Here is a 16585-nt window from a genome sequence, read left to right on the forward strand (position 1 = left end):
ACTGATTCAATCTTTGAGTTAGAAAAGAGACTATCTGCAGGCTAAGTTTATATTAGATTTACCGGTAGCAATACCCTACCCACAACAAAAGATGCTGTTATAGATGCAGCGAAAAAGTGGTTATTGTAATAATATGAACAGTATCTATTATTATAATATGCCCATATAAACATGAAGAAAATAGTAAGGATGAAGGAAATGAAGCTGCAGCTACGCTGCCTTATATTATCTTCCTTTCTTCATTTCCTTCATATTTCACATTGCTCAACATAAATAATTCTGGTATATCTGATTAGCAGTAAAACGAAAGCAACTACTAATTACTTAATGGTTCATATTTTCAAGATTTGCGGCCAACTGCTTCTTAAAAATTTATCGGTAATGAAACGATAAACTGTTCGAACGGCAGGTTGTAATCATTTTTCACCGCATGAGCATATCTAAGACCGAGTGATAAGCGATGTTGGTTCCATATTTTACCGTCTAGCCACAACCATGCTCCTACCGATAAAGCATCTCCACTGATGGCACGTGTACCTTGCGGACTATTATATTGATAATTATAAGTAGATGCATCATAAAATAATTGTGTGCGGATCCGCTGCACATAAACGATATTTCCAAAACCCCAGTCAGGATATACAAGTGGCAGATGATAGTTAGAAGCAAACTTATAAATCTGATGTACAAATACCTGCCTGAATCCTCTTGCCAGTGTGATATATTCCGTTAATGCAATCTGATTTTGCTTACCGATATTTTGGTGACTTACAGATAAATCAAATGCATGATTTGCACTCAGGCCCGGTAAAAAGAGTGTTCCGACAAAAGCTTCACGGTTTGCTTTGGCACCACCCCAGTTACGGTCAAACCGGACCAGTACCGAATACCCCCATCTGGTTTGTATATTATTCTGAGCAGGAGGAATATAAGAGGTGAACTGCGCCGTGAAACGGGCGCTATTATAATTTAACGTTGTATGCAGGTCGGTATTTTCGCGATTGACTTTCGATATACCTGCCTGTGTTATCAAAGTTTTAATACTGCGTTTTCTATACCAGGTTAACGGTACAGCGGCAGATATATTTACTTCATTTTGTTTAAACCTGATAGCTGTTAATGTAGTATCAGCACTTAATGTATAAGTATCGCTTCTTCCCTGGTGTTGGAAATTCAGTGAGAGCCGTGACAGCCAGGCACCGAATCCTACACCGGCGTTAAACTTATTGATCCGGTTGGTGGAATTATAATTATACTCGCCATATGCATATAAATTATTCAAAATATTGGCACCTTCCACACTGATATTGATTTCATCTTCAGCAGCCGGACTGGTAAGCCAGCTATACACTCTGAAAGGCGATCCTGTTGCTGCTACCTTTTGCACAGGAAGAGAATCTTTATTTACCGTACTTGCAGCGACTCCGTTATAAACAGCTGCAGTAAAATAATTATCTTTTGCAGACCAATATTCTTTGTCAATAGCAATCCATTTAAACTCTTCCAAAGCTGCGGTTTGAGTAGTGAAACCCTGCAATTCATAATCTGAATATATAAATTGATGGTGACGTTGGTCAATGAAGTAAAAAGATTCATTGGGTTTACCATGATCAAGTAAATAAAAATTATTGTTGGTATAAGCAAACAAACGATCACGTCCCTGGTAATTCATGTTGCAATAAAGTGTATCTTCTTTTATTACAAAGTTTCCTATTTGGGCAAAGAGAGGTTCAAACAATAAATCGTGTTGTCCGGTTTCACTCACTTTAGCAATAGACATTCTTGCATCTTTTGTATGCACAACGGTATAAATATCATTCCGGTAAATTCGTGGATGATGATAAGTGAATGTTTCTTCGTTTTTTATTTCCTGAGTAGTCCACTCCGTTTCGTTCTGTTTTGAGAGCAGATGCAGATTATTCTGATCGGCATCCTGATAAATAGCAATGATCTGGTTACCGGTTTCATTCAAAGCCGGCTGAAAGTATTTCCCTTTGTGTGTAATTTTCGTTTGTTGTTCTTTTTGTAAATCATAGAGTACTATATCCTGGAAGGTTGTCCAGTGCCATCTCGGGTGAACAGTATAACTGGTATATACTATTTTATCATTGTTATAATGAAACTGGCGTTCATTGGAAATCCATTGATACTTCAATTCCTTTACTTCTTTTGTTGAATTGTTTTTTACAAAAAAGCGTGGTAATTTTTTATAGGAGTTCTCCAGATAGAGATAGCGGGTTTCGTCTAACCAGTATGACCAGTATTGGTTAGAGCGGAAAAGATCAGAAGTTGGTTGCACACTTGTATCCTGCCCCACCAGTTTTGAACGGTAATATTGAAAAGCTTCTTTTCTAAAATCTTTATAACTTATTTGATAGTGTTTTTTAAAAGAGCGTTGAAAAGGATAAAAAAGACCGTTCAGGTTCAGTGCGCCTCCGGTAATATTCTTCCAGAAATCATCACCGTATTTTTCATATCCGTAACTGGCCATAATGTATCCGAGTGCATAATGGTTGGGAATATTTTTACGCATAGAGCCATTTCGCCATTGCATCCAGGAGTAGTGTTTATTATTTTCAAAGATCACCCTGAAGGGATTATAAAAATTGGACGTTCTGCCTCTTCCGGCATTGGTAAATCTTGTTTCGTGATAAACGGCATCTCCTTCCCAGAAGTAATTCGGAATAACCATATTGCTGTAAAAATCGAGGCCAAACTCACCAAAGAGAATGTAAAAAGCTTTAGGAATCGGGTATTTTCTGAATGCCCTGAACTGTTCAATATGCCGGTATTCATGAAAAGTAAGTTGTTGTAACCAGTCGGTACTGCTTTGGCTGTAAATATCCGGATTGCCGGTTAAGTAGAATTCGCTTTTGAACGGACCGTAAGCAACATAACCGTTTGATTGAGTGGTATAAGGTTGTAAAACAATATTTGCCTGTACGGATTGCGGGCCGAGTGAAGTAGCAGCAGAAAGGGAATCGAACCGGTGAATATAGCCGGCAACCAGCTGAGCAGACCGGTTCCATCCTTTAGGATAGAAAATATTGGTAGATGCCGATTGAATTTTTTCCCATTTTTGTTTAACGGGATGACCACCGAAATAAGCTGGTTGTGCAGCTAACCAGTGGCACCACATTAACAAAAGAGGGAGTAATACAAATTCCTTTCTGCTTTTCATAAGATCAATATAGGTTATATCTGTTAAATGCGATAATTTTCTCTACCTTCATACATAATTTAATGATTTAATATGAAGTGGACGATTTCCCTTGCCAAAAAAGAAGATGCACCGGTTATCCAACAACTGGCTTACAGCATCTGGCCTAAAACATACGGAGAAATTTTAGGGAACACGCAGCTGGATTATATGCTTGACCAAATGTATTCCATTCCTGTACTGGAAAAACAGCTGAACTCAAAAGAACAAGTCTACTATATTTTATCACAGGAAGAAGAGCCTTTAGGATTTGCCAGTTATGGGTTACATGACGACAAAGGCACGTACAAGCTGCATAAAATCTACGTTCATGTTTCCACGCAGGGCAAGGGTGCAGGCAAATCGTTATTAGCACATATGATTCAAACAGTAAAAGAACTGGGTGCAACACGTTTAATACTAAATGTTAATCGTTACAATGCCGGTGCAATTGGTTTTTACGAAAAGTACGGATTTAAAAGAATCGAAACCATTGATGTACCTATTGGTAATGGTTACCTGATGGAAGACTACATATATCAGCTCGATTTATGAATTTAATTTCATTTTATTCGCCAGGTCTTTACCAAGATATTTTCTGATTGCAGCATGAACCAGATAGATCAGCGGTGTACATAAAATGGCAATTACAAATTTATAGGTATACCCTACTAAGGCAACAGCGGTTACTTTAGGAAAAGAAAAGCCGAGTGAAAAGTACAAATAAATATAAGAAACCACTATTGTATCAATCAGTTGTGAAATCAGGGTGCTGACGGTAGCACGCAACCAGATTTTTTTGCCTCCGGTAATGGATTTGATTTTACGAAAGATAGTGGCATCAGCCAGCTGCCCGATAATAAAAGCAGTTAAAGACGCAACAATAATATTCATTCCCTGTCCTAAAATCTGCGTATAGGCAGCCTGCATATCCGGTACTCCTTTATCGGCTTGCGATTCAACCCACCAGGTAGTTGGAGCAGTATGAATCGAACCGTAAAAAACCAAAAAAGCAAAAGCGATGATTCCCGCAGCCAGAAAAGACAAAAACTTTACTCCTTTTACGCCATAATATTCGTTCAGAATATCAGTCATAATGAATACTATCGGCCAGGTAACCACTCCTACCGTTAAATCGTAAGAAAGTCCGCCTTCACCCAATAAACTAAAATTAGCCGGACTTAGCCCTAAAGAAGCTTCTAACGAAAAAATCTTTACTCCGATGACTTCGGCCATCAACGCATTAGCGATGAAAAAGCCGCCCAGTAGCATAAAAAGTTTTGTGGGTTTATCCAGCATAAGAAGGATTCATTAAATTTTAATTGCTAAAATAGCGGTTTTCAATGAATAGAAGTTTCATTTTGTAGAGGAAAAATTGTCATATTTTTTCACATCCATCACATTTTTCCCTTATTTTGTTGTTTTATAATTTTAGATCATGAATAGAGGCCTTCTTAAGAAAATTTTGCCGCATCTGATAGCGGTATTGGTGTTTTTGGTAGTGGCAATCATATATTGCAGTCCTGCCCTTCAGGGAAAAACCGTTCAACAAAATGATGTTATCCATTGGAATGCTGCCAATCAGCAGTCTTTGGCTTATAAAGAGGCAAATGGCCATTATCCATTATGGACAAATGCATTGTTTAGTGGTATGCCTACTTTCATGATTGCATATGAACCAGGTAATGATTTACCCTGGTTTTTTCATAAAGTAATTACACTGGGGTTACCAACGCCGATTCAATTTTTTTTCCTGGCCTGTATTTGTTTTTACTTTTTATCACAGGTACTGCGGGTTCGTCCGTTAGTGGGTGTACTGGGAGCATTAGCTTTTGCCTACGCCACTTATAACCCGGTGATTATATCAGTAGGACACGATACCAAAATGTGGTCGATCGCGTACATGCCGGCAGTAACGGCCAGTGTATTATTAATTTTCCAAAAAAGATACTTATCCGGTGCGGCGTTAACAGCCATGTTTGTGGGCATCATTGTAGCAATGAACCACTTACAGATTGATTATTACCTGATGCTGTCGCTGGTATTAATGGGCTTAGGATTTATGGTCAGCTGGATTCGTCAAAAAGACTATAAACATATTGGTGCAGTAATAGGTTTAACCTTAATTGCTGCATTGGTGGGAGTTGGTACGAATTATACATCAATTTCTTCAACCTACGATTATCAGAAATATACGATCAGAGGTGGAGCTTCTCCATTAGCCGAAGTGGATGAGAACAATAAACAGAACGGTTTAGACAAAGAATACGCTTTTAGCTATAGCATGAAGCAGTCAGAACCATTGGTATTAATGTTCCCGCACATGTATGGCGGTTCGAATGAAAAACAGGAAATGGATCCTGAAAAATCAAGTACTATTCGCGTATTAAGATCATTTCCGCAGCAATTGCAGCAACAACTTCCTGTAATTTATTATTGGGGTGGTTTAACAGAAACCGGTATCGGAACATCAGGTCCGCCTTATTCCGGAGTAGTCATCTGTTTTCTGGCAATTCTGGGTATATTCCTGATAGAAAATAAATACAAATGGTGGTTAATTGCCGGTACGGTGTTGAGCATATTCCTCGCAATGGGTTCGTTCTTCGATGGATTCAACACATTCTTGTACGAGCATTTACCATTCTACAATAAATTCAGGGCTCCATCAATGGCATTGGTGATTGCCAACTTCCTGTTACCGGTAATGGCGATGTTATCGTTAGAGCAGATCGTAAGCCGCTGGAACGATCCTAAATTATTACCGCAATTAAAGAAAGGGCTGTATGCCACAGCTGGCGTATTTGGATTAATGCTTCTCCTTTATTTCAACTTCGAATATATGGGAAGAATGGATCATCAGATATTACAGTCTGTACAAAGTATGAATCAACCCCAGTTACTTGAATTAATTCAACAATATATCAATGCCCTGAAAGAAGACCGTCAGAGCATGTTAATGACAGATATTACCAAAGGGTTAGTTTACGTGTTGTTAGCATTGGCAATCATCTATCTGATTATTAAAAATAAAGTACAGGTAAAGTATGGCATTATTGCAATGACCATATTGGTGTTTATTGATCTGATGATGGTAGATGTGCGTTATCTCAATAAAGAGAACTATGTACCGAAATCCAATATTGATATTCCGCTCAGCAATGTAAACCGTCAGATTCAGCAAGATACTTCCTATTACAGAGTACTCAACCTTGCAGGCAATACGTATAATGAAAACTATACTTCCGCGCATCATAATTCGGTAGGAGGATATTCAGCTGCTAAATTGCTGATTTATCAGGATCTGATAGAACAACAGCTCAGCCGTAATATCAATCCGACCGTAGTCAATATGCTGAATGCGAAATATGTGATTCAGCAAGACCAGCAAACCGGCCAACCGAGAGTTACAGTAAATCCGGGAGCAGCCGGCCCAGCATGGATAGCACGTCAGATTGAATTTGCCGATTCTCCGAAAGCAGCAATGGCAGCGTTAACAAATCTGGAGGATGCAGGAACTGTGATTGCTTATGAAAAAGACCGTTCACAGATCAATACACCTCAATTGACAGACAGTACTGCCAATATCCGTTTGATTAATAACGACAATGATTATATTTTGTACGAGTCCAATACACAACAACCGCAGTTTGCCGTATTAAGTGAAATATACTATCCTGGTGGGTGGAAGGCATTTGTTGATGGACAGGAGACTCCTATTTTCAATGTCAACTATGCTTTAAGGGGTATCAACCTTCCGGCCGGTAATCATAAAATTGAGCTGAAGTTTGAGCCTCAAAGTTACTATGGCAGCAAAACATTAACCACAACGGCTACCGTATTAACACTAATATTAATGTTAGGAGCCATATTTGGAGAGTGGAAAAGAAATAAAAATCATACAAAAGCTTAAATTTGTAACTGCCCGGTAAATATACCGGGCAGTTTTAATATGCGATATAGCAGATGGATTCTTAAAAGAAAAATTGAACACGTTTTATTGCTCCCGTTTATTATAACGGGACGAGTGTTACAACGTATGACCGGCAATCAGACCCGGCATTACGATTGTTATTTCTTTTTCCCTTTTTATCATACAGGTGGTGCCGAATATGTACATGCACAAATTACACAGGTGCTGAAGCATCGTGTAAAAGGTAAAATATATTTTACCCGAAGATCACAAAACGATCAATACCGGTCATTATTTGAAAACAGTGGCTGGGATATCACAGATTTATCAAAATGGACAGATCATAAACTTTGGTATTTTACAAATTTGATTATGAGGGGTTTTATTTCCACTAAAATAAACCTCGACAGTTCAGTTCGGTTTGTATTCAACGGACAATCAAACTTTGGTTATAAAATCAGTCCGTGGATTAAAAAATCAATTCCTCAGTTCGAACTAATCCATTCTTATAATAGTTTTTCAGCAATAAGAATTCCGTATATTGAATATTACACCAAAACGGTGATGATTGCACAATCCAGAATTGAAGACCATTTTCGTCAATATGAACGTCTTCATGTGCCACACAGATTCTATTCAAATATAGAGTTAATTCAAAATGCTGTAGCAGCACCGGCACAGAACGGAAACCGCAACCGGAAAACAACTTCCCTGAAAGTATTGTATGTAGGTCGTGGAACCAGAGAAAAAAGAGTTCATCTGGTAGCAGCAATGGCAAAAAAACTGGAAAAAGACGGTATTATTTTCGGATTCGCCGGAGAGGTACAGGCCGCCCTGCCCAAACACATAAGTTCGAATATAGAATTGTATGGGAATATCAATGACCCGAAAATACTCGAGCAAATTTATCAGCAACATGATATACTGATCATCAGTTCTTCTACCGAAGGAATGCCCATTGTAATACAGGAAGCAATGATGAATGGTTTGGCTATCATCGCAACGCCTGTAGGTGATATTCCACTGGAAATAGAAAATTACATCAATGGTTTTGTGCTATCTTCGTCAGACAAAGAAACATTGATTATAGAAGAAGCCGTCAGTAAAATAAAACAATTAAATGAAGACCGCGAACTATTGGCAGAGATGAGTTATACCAATATGGAAAAAGCTTATCAGAAATTCGGCTTACGCACTTTTCAAAAAAAATATGAACGATTATTCAACATATCATAAACCTATCAGTTTTGTAATTATTACTTACAATCGGCCGGAGGATACTTTAGCATTATTGAGAAATCTTTGTGCATTAGAAGAAACGGAGCGGCTGTTAAGAGATATTGTTCTTGTAAACAATGCCTCAACAAGTGATTATAGTTCAGTAAAATCGTTCATAGAATCAGAGCGTAAGATTTCTATAAAATATATTGATTCACCTCAAAATCTGGGTGTGTCTAAAGGTCGTAACTTTGCATTACAATTTACCGACGCGCCAATTTTGGTATTATTAGACGATGATGCTGAACTCGAAGGAAAAAACAGTTTAGTACAGATTGCAAAAGCATTTTCCCAGTCTGGCAAAGATGGCAGAAGAATTGGTATAGTTTCATTTCTGGTAAGATATTTTGAAAACAACCAGATTCAAAAAAATGCTTTCGCTCATAAACAATTTGATAAATATAAAGATCAAAGTTTTTTCTTTACCTATTATTATGCCGGTGGAGCCCATGCTATTTTAAGAGAGGTTTTAGATCAGACGGGATCTTATTCTCAGGACTTTTTTTACGGAATGGAAGAATATGACTTCAGTTATCGAATGCTTGAAAAAGGCTGGTCGATTGCTTTTACAGATTCAGTGGTCATGCTGCATAAAGAGTCTCCGTTGGGAAGAACTACAAAAGCCGAGAAGTGGCAAATGATGTGGGTGAATAAATCAAAAGTAGCCTTTCGTTATTTACCTATGAAATACTTTTATAGTACCAGTATTTTATGGTCGTTACAATATCTCAAATCAAGCGGTTTTGACTTAAAAGGCTGGTGGCAGGGATGGAAAAAAATAATTAATATTTCCCGGACGGAAAAGAGGGTTAAAATATCGTATAATACATTAGCGTATTTAAAAAGTGTAGACGCAAGGCTTAGTTATTAAATAGTGAACCATGGCGAAAAAAAATGAAGTGATCGTATTAATGCCTGCCTATAATGCAGCTCAATATATCGGAGAGGCCATCAGCAGCATTTTGCAACAGGGCTTTAAAGATTTCGATTTTGTAATTTGCGACGACTGTTCTACCGATAATACACTCAATGTTATTGAACTTTTTAAAGACCCGCGGATTACCGTTTTACAACACCCTGTGAATATGGGCGTTGTTCGCGCAATGAACTCTTTAACCGCCAGTATTCAATCGCACCACAAATATGTGGCGATCATGCATGCCGATGATATCGCTCATCCAACCCGGCTTCAAAAACAACATGATTATTTAGAAGCCAATCCGGAAGTAGCAGTATTATCAACCATTACACAACATATCAATGAAAAAGGAGAAAAAATAGCCGGATGGGAATTAGACGAAAAAACACTTACTCCTACCGCTATCAAAAAACAGATGCTCATTGAAAACTGTATTACCCATTCAACAGTCATGATGCGTTCGTTTATCATCGATCAATATGGATACGATTTAAATCAGATCAGAAGTAACTCTTATGCGGTAGAAGATTACCCACTTTGGCTACACACGCTCAGCGATGACTTTATCATTGATAAGCTAAACGAAAAATTATTAGACTATCGCGTTCACACCAATAATACTACTACACGTGAATATAGAAGCAGAAACGCTTACTTCATTCTATACGACACAAAAAAAAGATACCTCGAAAAACGAAAAGAGGCACATCAGATAACTTCATTTGATAAAAAACTAGCCCGTCAAATGAAAAAAGATTATATACTGGGACTCGGCAAAGAGCTAAAAGCACTCTTCCACACAAAATAGCATCCTTATAAGCATGAGGGATAAACTCCCGCTCATCATTCTCAATGCGCTTAATTCCTTCTATGTTTGAGGATGGAATTTGAAACATTAAGAAAATGAAGGTATGAAGGTAAAACAGCGCAGAAGACAGCACTTCATTCACTTTTCAGCTTCATTCTCTTCCTATTTAAATTGCAATTAACAGATAGAATGAGCCAAAGCTAAGCGGCAGAAGTTTCTTCATTCCTTAATGGTAGACCTCAAAAATATGAATCAGCCTATAAGTTTTTAAGATACTCTAAAAACAGCTCTATCGCTTTTCTTTTAGGTTCATCCAATAGATAGGATATATTCTTAGTATAGTATTCTTTCAGATTATAATGTGGGTATGGGTGCGATGCTACAATTTCATCAATATGTTGCAAACCGAGCGCATTGGCTGCATCAAACTCCTGAATAAAACTTTCAGGTAGCTTTTTATTACTGATCCAGGCAGCAAATGTAAAAGGAAGTCCGGTGAGGTTTTGCCAGGCTTCTGCCAGATCATAAACATATGGAGAGATATGATTTTGTTCCAAAGCACGGTCACCAATCACTACGGCGGCTGTTTTACCTTTTATCTGGTTACGAAAATCTTTTTCTGCGGCCTTTTTTTCGGGATTTAGTTTCCAGTAATGCTTCAACAGTACCTGTGCCAATGCTACAGAGGTTCTGCTCTGATAATCGAGTAAGATGGTATCAATTTCTTCAATGGGACATTCTGAGAAGATACATACCGAAGCCACCGCCTGAGTTGCACCAATACAATAGTTGCCTACAATATGGTATTCTTTCAGGTAAGGGATAATTGCCACAGGAACCAGGCCCATATCAATATCCCCCTCAATTAACCTTTGAGCTACTTTGGCGGGATAATCGCCTTCCAACTGTATCCTGTCGCGTACGGAATCTCTCTCTAAACCATAAATTAATGGCAAAGTATTCAGGTAATTAACGATTCCAACCTTAATTTTGTCCAATTCCTTTAATTTTATCCGCAAAGTTATAGGAAAAATTAACTTTGCGACCAATATTAAACGACATTGGTGTTAATAACACCGGTAATTTAACAAACAATCATGGAATTAAACGCTTTAACGGCTATATCTCCTATTGATGGGCGCTACCGCTCACAAGTACAGCATCTGGACGAATACTTCTCTGAATATGCCTTGATGAAGTTTCGTGTTCTGGTAGAAGTTGAATATTTTCTCTTTCTGGCAGATAAAAAGTTCTTCAGCGCTCCGGCAGCCTTGAGAAATGCTTTGAAAGAATCATTAGAAAAATTTGACATCGCCGCTGCTCAAAAGATTAAGGAAACCGAAAAAGTTACCAACCACGATGTAAAAGCAGTTGAGTATTTTTTAAAAGAAGTATTGGATTCTGCTAAAGGGGAACACCTGAAAGAATGGGTTCACTTTGGCTTAACCTCTCAGGATATTAACAATACTGCCATTCCGTTATCCTGGAAAGCAGCTATTGAAGCGGAATATGTACCCGCAATTTTAAATCTGAATCGTTTACTTGATCAGTTTGCTACCGATTGGAAAGATATTCCGATGTTAGCACGTACCCATGGACAGCCAGCCTCTCCTACCCGCTTAGGAAAGGAATGGAAAGTATTTGTTGAAAGACTCGACAATCAGATTCAATTATTTCTGGAAGTACCTATTTCAGCGAAATTCGGTGGCGCCACCGGTAATTTCAACGCCCATCATATTGCCTTCCCTAAAAAAGACTGGGTAAAACTGGGCAATGAATTCGTAGAAGATATTCTTGGGCTCCAACGTCAGCAATATACTACTCAGATTGAGCATTATGATAATTTAGCCGCTCATTTTGACGCAATGAAAAGAATTAATACCATTTTGATGGATTTGTGCAGAGATATCTGGACTTACATCTCAATGGATTATTTCAAACAAAAAACCAAAAAAGGAGAAATAGGTTCATCTGCAATGCCACATAAAGTGAATCCTATTGACTTTGAAAATGCTGAAGGAAACCTGGGTATAGCAAGTGCTTTACTGGAACACCTGAGCGCGAAACTGCCGATCAGCAGATTACAAAGAGATTTAACAGACAGTACCGTTCTGAGAAACATCGGTGTGCCTTTTGCTCATATGATTTTAGCGATCAAATCAATAGAAAAAGGCCTTTCAAAACTCGTACTGAACGAGTCAAAACTTTCTTCAGATCTTGAAAACAACTGGGCTGTTGTGGCAGAAGCAATTCAAACAGTTTTAAGAAGAGAAAATTATCCTCAACCTTATGAAGCGTTAAAAGCATTAACCAGAGGTAAAGCAGGAATCAATAAAAAATCAATTCATCAATTTATCAGCACTTTAAAAGTATCAACAGCTGTAAAGCAGGAATTGAGAAAGATTACTCCGCACAATTATACCGGAGTTTCACCTAAGTAAGTTGTTACATTGAGATACATCACACGCCCTCTCCCCAACCTTGTTGGGGAGAGTTTTTTTATTTAATAGTTTATTAAAATTTGCGGCCGCTTACTTTTCTGATCAGTAAATTCTTTATCTTTCCCTGCAGCATATCATCCATGCATATTCCAGCTCAAATAAAAACTCTTGTACTCGTTCTTGTTACACTTCTGAATCCTTGTGTAATCAAGAAGAATCTGCTGGAAATAGGTCAGATAGAATATCAGCAAAATCAATTCAAACATAATAGTAACAGCCTCACCTGTACAACTGCTTCTTCCGATAAGCTTGTATCTGCCCCGGTTCAGCAGATAAATCACAAATATATTCTGCCTGTTCTTTTTCAACAGGCCTTTTTATGCTCCGTTTCTCAACAACAATACATACTGAAACAGACCCGGGAAATCGTATTCCGGGATAAATTATATTTAGCCTATAATCAGTTAAAGATTCCTTCGTAAGTGCAAATAGCTCACTTTTATTCAATCATAAAAAATTTGCACAATGAAATCATCAGATACAAAATATTTGGCGCAGGCTAGCCTTGCGCTCCGGCTGGTTATTGGCTGGACTTATTTCTCCGCCTTCTGGCGCCGTCTCATCCTCGAAAATAAACTTATTGAAGAACAGGCAGGATATATTGGTGAAAAGTTCAACCACTTTTTACCCAATGCGCTCTTTGTAAAACCTTTTATTGAACACCTCGTCAGTAACCCTGAACAGCTTTGGTGGACGATGGTTATTTTCACCATCGTAGAAGCTATTGTTGGTCTCTTGCTCATGTTGGGACTGCTCACCCGCTGGATGAGCATTGCTACCTCTTTACTGGCATTGGGCATTTTATTCAGTGCCGGATGGATTGGTACCACTTGTCTGGATGAATGGCAGATAGGCGTTTTAGGAATAGCAGGAGGTCTCACTATCTTCTATACCGGTGGCGGTAATTATTCACTGGACCATTATTTATTGAAAGGAAGGGCCGATATTTTCTGGCAACGAATGTTAGAAAGACTTTCACCCAAAATTATGCTCTGTATAGCTCTATTCGTATTAGGGCTTACGCTAATGACAAACCAGGTGTTCCACGGTGGTGTTTGGGGAACATTGCACAACAAATCGGTGCGCCCGGAGTTAGCCATTAGTTTATTTACAGTAACCGACAAAACAGTCAATACCGAAATAATGCGAGTTGAAGGAGCTGATGTGTATGGATCTTTTTTAATAGGAATACATCTGAAAGACAAAGAAGGTAATATTATTTATCAATTGCAACCGGAAGATTTATCAAGATTAGATCAGACAAATATTTCCAACTTTTACGTTGCCAAAATCAAACCCGGTAAATATAGTCTTGAAATTCCTTTAGGCGCAAAAGCTCTCCTGCATTTCAAAATTCCGGCAGAAGTAATTGCATCAGATATACAGTCCATACATTTTATTGATATCAGTGGAAAAGAATGGAAGAAAAATATCTAAAATTCTATTTTTAATGGAGAGTGGAAAATTGCCTGTTATAATGGAAAATTGAAAATGGAAAATGTAGAATAGTTCTTTATAATTGAACACTACAAATTGTATTCAGTGCAAGAACTGCGTAGCCATTTTTAATTCTTAATTTTTAATTCTCAACTCTCCATTGCATTCATTCTCTTAATTTCTTAACGGTAGATATATTTCACTCTTCTACTTCATCCAACGTAAACAGTCCATTCATTTGCCGAAGATTTGCTTTGAGAGGAGTAGCTCTCAACAGCATATTTCGGACACTGACAGCAAAAGGATGGTTTAAGTGTGCTATTTTACCAAAATTCCAACTCAAGTTCACTACACCATGTGCTTTTTTTCGCCGGATTTCAGGGTATAAACGCATTGATTTTTCTATAGAATTTTTCTCCAGCAGGCGCGATAATACATACGCATCTTCAATTGCCTGACAAGCTCCTTGTCCTAAATTAGGTGTGGTAGCGTGGGCGGCATCTCCTAATAAACAAACTTTATTATTATACCAGCGATGTACAGGTTTTATATCGTATAAATCTGCACGGATAATTTTATCAGCAGAAGTATTTTTAATTAACTGAGTAGCCAAAGGATGAAATGAATGAACAAGATCCGGCAGACTCGCATTGTGTACCAATAAATCAGTATTTGTTAGTAAATACCAGTAAACTTCCCGCTCATTGATTTGCACAAAACCAAAGCGCCGGCCTCTCCCCCAGGCTTCTACCAATTCATGGCGGTAAGATTCAGGTAATTGAAAATTCAACACGCCGCGCCAGCAGCTTTGCCCGGCATTCCGGTAAACATTTTCGTTAAAAAGTAGTTGTCTTACTATAGACTTAATTCCATCTGCGCCAATAATAAATTCAGCTGTTATAACAGAACCGTCTTCAAAAAAAAGTTCATATGCCGAAAGATTACGACGTATATCTGTAAGCTTTTTATTAGTATCAATATATTCATTGCCAACTGTATCCATTAGTATGCGATGGAGATCGGCCCGGTGAATCGCATGATTCTGTAACTGAAACTTCTTTTCAAAACTATGGAGGGGGATATAAGACAAAGGAGTAAAATCAGGTTTTGCCAGATTGGTTACCCGGATGGGATTTCCTTTTTGGCTCACCGCCTGATCAATACCGAAATAACGAAATACCTGCATGGCATTATTTGCGATGATAATACCGGCTCCCACCGGCTGAATAACCGGGGCAGCTTCAAAGATCCGGAAAGGAATACCTGCTTTCTTTAAAGCCATTGCAACGGTCAATCCACCGATGCCAGCACCTATAACTGCCACTTTCATAATTATGCATTTATTGTAATGCAAAATTACAAGGGCTTTGAAAGAAGAACGTTCACTTAAGTTAATTAAAGAAACTATCAGTCTTTAATTCTGTGACGGATTCTGCTGAGCGATTGAGGAGTAATACCCAGGTAAGAAGAAATATATTTCTGAGGTATTTTCTGAATAATTTCCGGTGATTTTCTCAATAAATTCAGATATCGCTGTTCCGGTGTGTGAAACAGAAACTCATCGAGCCTTCTTTTAGCATCCAGAAAAGCAATATCAGACATCTGTTTGGCAAATTTCAGCCAATATAAATCCGTTTCAATAAGCCGTTCTAATTCGTTTTTTTCAAAAACCAACACTTCAGAATCTATCACTGCCTGTACATTAAAGGCTGCTTTTTTCCGGGTGATATAACTTTCATAGTCGCCGAAAAAGTCGCCGTTGACCTGCAGCAGGTAACTCATTTCTTCTCCGGCATCATTAACGGTAAACGTTCGCAGGGCTCCTGATAAAATAATACCGAAACCATTGCACACGTCACGGTCGGTTAACAGTAGCTGATTTTTAAGAACCTGTTTACATTCGGCGATCTGCAAAAAATCATCGAACCTTGACAATTCAATACCGAATAACTGAGCAATCGAAGATTTTTGAGTAATATCCATAACAGTTATATAATCATTTATAATCAGGTAGACAATTGCTATATATTACAGTTTACATTTCCAGCGTATCAGGTGCTTTTCTTGCTTAACGGGTGTAAAGTTCATCTTTTTGAGCAGTTGTATGGAAGGAGTGTTGGATTGGTGAGTTTCTGCAATAAAGCCGGTAATGCCATAATCAACCGCCCAGTTTTTCATGTATTGTACCATTTCAAACATATATCCATTGCGTTGAAACGGCTCAAAGGTTTCGTAGCCGATTTCTACCCACCCTTCTTTATCAGGCAAACCTTTCAACTGAAATTCACCGATAATGGAAGCCGTTTCTTTTTCGATAGCAATCCAAAGTGTAAAAAAATAAAGTTGTTGCGGAGAGCAAATATCAATGCCCGGAAGTGTACCCTCCACCATCATTTCCTGCATAACAGGTGGAATCGTACGCCCCCAGGCATTTAAACTATATTTTTGTTCATATACATCATCTCCCATCAGATATAAAACCAGATCTTCTTTATTCAACGGTAATATATTTAAAGAAGAGGATGTCAGCATA

At 38.2% G+C, this 16585-nt stretch carries 13 protein-coding genes; 7 read left to right on the forward strand and 6 right to left on the reverse strand.

What is annotated here, in order from left to right:
- Window positions 1–364: 364 nt before the first annotated feature.
- Window positions 365–3181 carry a hypothetical protein gene (locus D9O48_RS10170; protein ID WP_126972862.1) on the reverse strand — a complete coding sequence of 939 codons (2817 nt, stop codon included), beginning with the start codon at window positions 3179–3181 and terminating at the stop codon, window positions 365–367.
- 72 nt (window positions 3182–3253) lie between these two features.
- Between D9O48_RS10170 and D9O48_RS10175 the strand changes: the two genes are divergently transcribed.
- Window positions 3254–3754: a GNAT family N-acetyltransferase gene (locus D9O48_RS10175; protein WP_126972863.1), complete on the forward strand. Its 501-nt coding sequence runs from the start codon at window positions 3254–3256 to the stop codon at window positions 3752–3754.
- Here D9O48_RS10175 and D9O48_RS10180 read toward each other — a convergent pair.
- The gene (locus tag D9O48_RS10180) at window positions 3749–4471 is read right to left on the reverse strand and encodes a queuosine precursor transporter (RefSeq protein ID WP_233589227.1); all 723 of its coding nucleotides are present in this window, start codon (window positions 4469–4471) and stop codon (window positions 3749–3751) included. The genes D9O48_RS10175 and D9O48_RS10180 overlap by 6 nt on opposite strands.
- A gap of 166 nt (window positions 4472–4637) precedes the next feature.
- Here D9O48_RS10180 and D9O48_RS10185 point away from each other — a divergent pair, with 166 nt between their 5' ends.
- Genes D9O48_RS10185 through D9O48_RS10200 form a run of 4 tightly spaced genes read left to right on the forward strand, consistent with a single transcriptional unit; the run spans window position 4638 to window position 10114 of the window.
- Window positions 4638–7109 (forward strand): YfhO family protein, encoded by a 2472-nt coding sequence (locus D9O48_RS10185; RefSeq protein WP_126972865.1) that lies wholly within the window; start codon window positions 4638–4640, stop codon window positions 7107–7109.
- A gap of 39 nt (window positions 7110–7148) precedes the next feature.
- The gene (locus D9O48_RS10190; protein ID WP_126972866.1) at window positions 7149–8345 is read left to right on the forward strand and encodes a glycosyltransferase family 4 protein; all 1197 of its coding nucleotides are present in this window, start codon (window positions 7149–7151) and stop codon (window positions 8343–8345) included.
- Complete coding sequence (locus D9O48_RS10195) at window positions 8320–9258, forward strand: glycosyltransferase family 2 protein (protein ID WP_126972867.1); 939 nt, start codon at window positions 8320–8322, stop codon at window positions 9256–9258. The genes D9O48_RS10190 and D9O48_RS10195 overlap by 26 nt, the downstream gene beginning before the upstream one ends.
- 10 nt (window positions 9259–9268) lie before the next feature.
- On the forward strand, window positions 9269–10114 hold the full coding sequence (locus D9O48_RS10200) for a glycosyltransferase family 2 protein (RefSeq protein WP_126972868.1): 846 nt from the start codon (window positions 9269–9271) through the stop codon (window positions 10112–10114).
- Window positions 10115–10371: 257 nt separating this feature from the next.
- Here the strand turns inward: D9O48_RS10200 and D9O48_RS10205 are convergent, their stop codons facing one another.
- Complete coding sequence (locus D9O48_RS10205) at window positions 10372–11112, reverse strand: menaquinone biosynthetic enzyme MqnA/MqnD family protein (RefSeq protein WP_233589228.1); 741 nt, start codon at window positions 11110–11112, stop codon at window positions 10372–10374.
- A gap of 99 nt (window positions 11113–11211) precedes the next feature.
- Between D9O48_RS10205 and purB the strand changes: the two genes are divergently transcribed.
- Together purB and D9O48_RS10215 are read left to right on the forward strand one after the other, a co-directional pair.
- Entirely contained in the window at window positions 11212–12555 is a 1344-nt protein-coding gene (purB, locus tag D9O48_RS10210) for an adenylosuccinate lyase (RefSeq protein ID WP_126972870.1), read from the forward strand.
- A 525-nt stretch (window positions 12556–13080) separates the two neighbouring features.
- Window positions 13081–14052, forward strand: a complete 972-nt coding sequence (locus tag D9O48_RS10215) for a TQO small subunit DoxD (RefSeq protein ID WP_126972871.1) — start codon at window positions 13081–13083, stop codon at window positions 14050–14052.
- Between the two features lie 199 nt (window positions 14053–14251).
- Here D9O48_RS10215 and D9O48_RS10220 read toward each other — a convergent pair whose 3' ends face one another.
- The 3 genes from D9O48_RS10220 to D9O48_RS10230 form a co-directional block, all read right to left on the reverse strand.
- Window positions 14252–15382, reverse strand: coding sequence for an FAD-dependent monooxygenase (locus D9O48_RS10220; protein WP_126972872.1), 1131 nt, complete (start codon window positions 15380–15382; stop codon window positions 14252–14254).
- A gap of 77 nt (window positions 15383–15459) precedes the next feature.
- Window positions 15460–16035, reverse strand: a complete 576-nt coding sequence (locus D9O48_RS10225; RefSeq protein WP_126972873.1) for a Crp/Fnr family transcriptional regulator — start codon at window positions 16033–16035, stop codon at window positions 15460–15462.
- A gap of 45 nt (window positions 16036–16080) precedes the next feature.
- Window positions 16081–16584: a GNAT family N-acetyltransferase gene (locus tag D9O48_RS10230; RefSeq protein ID WP_126972874.1), complete on the reverse strand. Its 504-nt coding sequence runs from the start codon at window positions 16582–16584 to the stop codon at window positions 16081–16083.
- Window position 16585 lies beyond the last annotated feature (1 nt).

Source organism: Gynurincola endophyticus, assembly GCF_003991195.1.
GTDB classification, from domain to species: Bacteria; Bacteroidota; Bacteroidia; order Chitinophagales; family Chitinophagaceae; genus Gynurincola; species Gynurincola endophyticus.

Coding starts and splice junctions, on each gene's coding strand:
- D9O48_RS10170 (WP_126972862.1), bottom strand. CDS start 3,181: ATGAAAAGCAGAAAGGAATTTGTATTACTCCCTCTTTTGTTAATGTGG.
- D9O48_RS10175 (WP_126972863.1), top strand. CDS start 3,254: ATGAAGTGGACGATTTCCCTTGCCAAAAAAGAAGATGCACCGGTTATC.
- D9O48_RS10180 (WP_233589227.1), bottom strand. CDS start 4,471: ATGCTACTGGGCGGCTTTTTCATCGCTAATGCGTTGATGGCCGAAGTC.
- D9O48_RS10185 (WP_126972865.1), top strand. CDS start 4,638: ATGAATAGAGGCCTTCTTAAGAAAATTTTGCCGCATCTGATAGCGGTA.
- D9O48_RS10190 (WP_126972866.1), top strand. CDS start 7,149: ATGCGATATAGCAGATGGATTCTTAAAAGAAAAATTGAACACGTTTTA.
- D9O48_RS10195 (WP_126972867.1), top strand. CDS start 8,320: ATGAACGATTATTCAACATATCATAAACCTATCAGTTTTGTAATTATT.
- D9O48_RS10200 (WP_126972868.1), top strand. CDS start 9,269: ATGGCGAAAAAAAATGAAGTGATCGTATTAATGCCTGCCTATAATGCA.
- purB (WP_126972870.1), top strand. CDS start 11,212: ATGGAATTAAACGCTTTAACGGCTATATCTCCTATTGATGGGCGCTAC.
- D9O48_RS10215 (WP_126972871.1), top strand. CDS start 13,081: ATGAAATCATCAGATACAAAATATTTGGCGCAGGCTAGCCTTGCGCTC.
- D9O48_RS10220 (WP_126972872.1), bottom strand. CDS start 15,382: ATGAAAGTGGCAGTTATAGGTGCTGGCATCGGTGGATTGACCGTTGCA.
- D9O48_RS10225 (WP_126972873.1), bottom strand. CDS start 16,035: ATGGATATTACTCAAAAATCTTCGATTGCTCAGTTATTCGGTATTGAA.
- D9O48_RS10230 (WP_126972874.1), bottom strand. CDS start 16,584: ATGCTGACATCCTCTTCTTTAAATATATTACCGTTGAATAAAGAAGAT.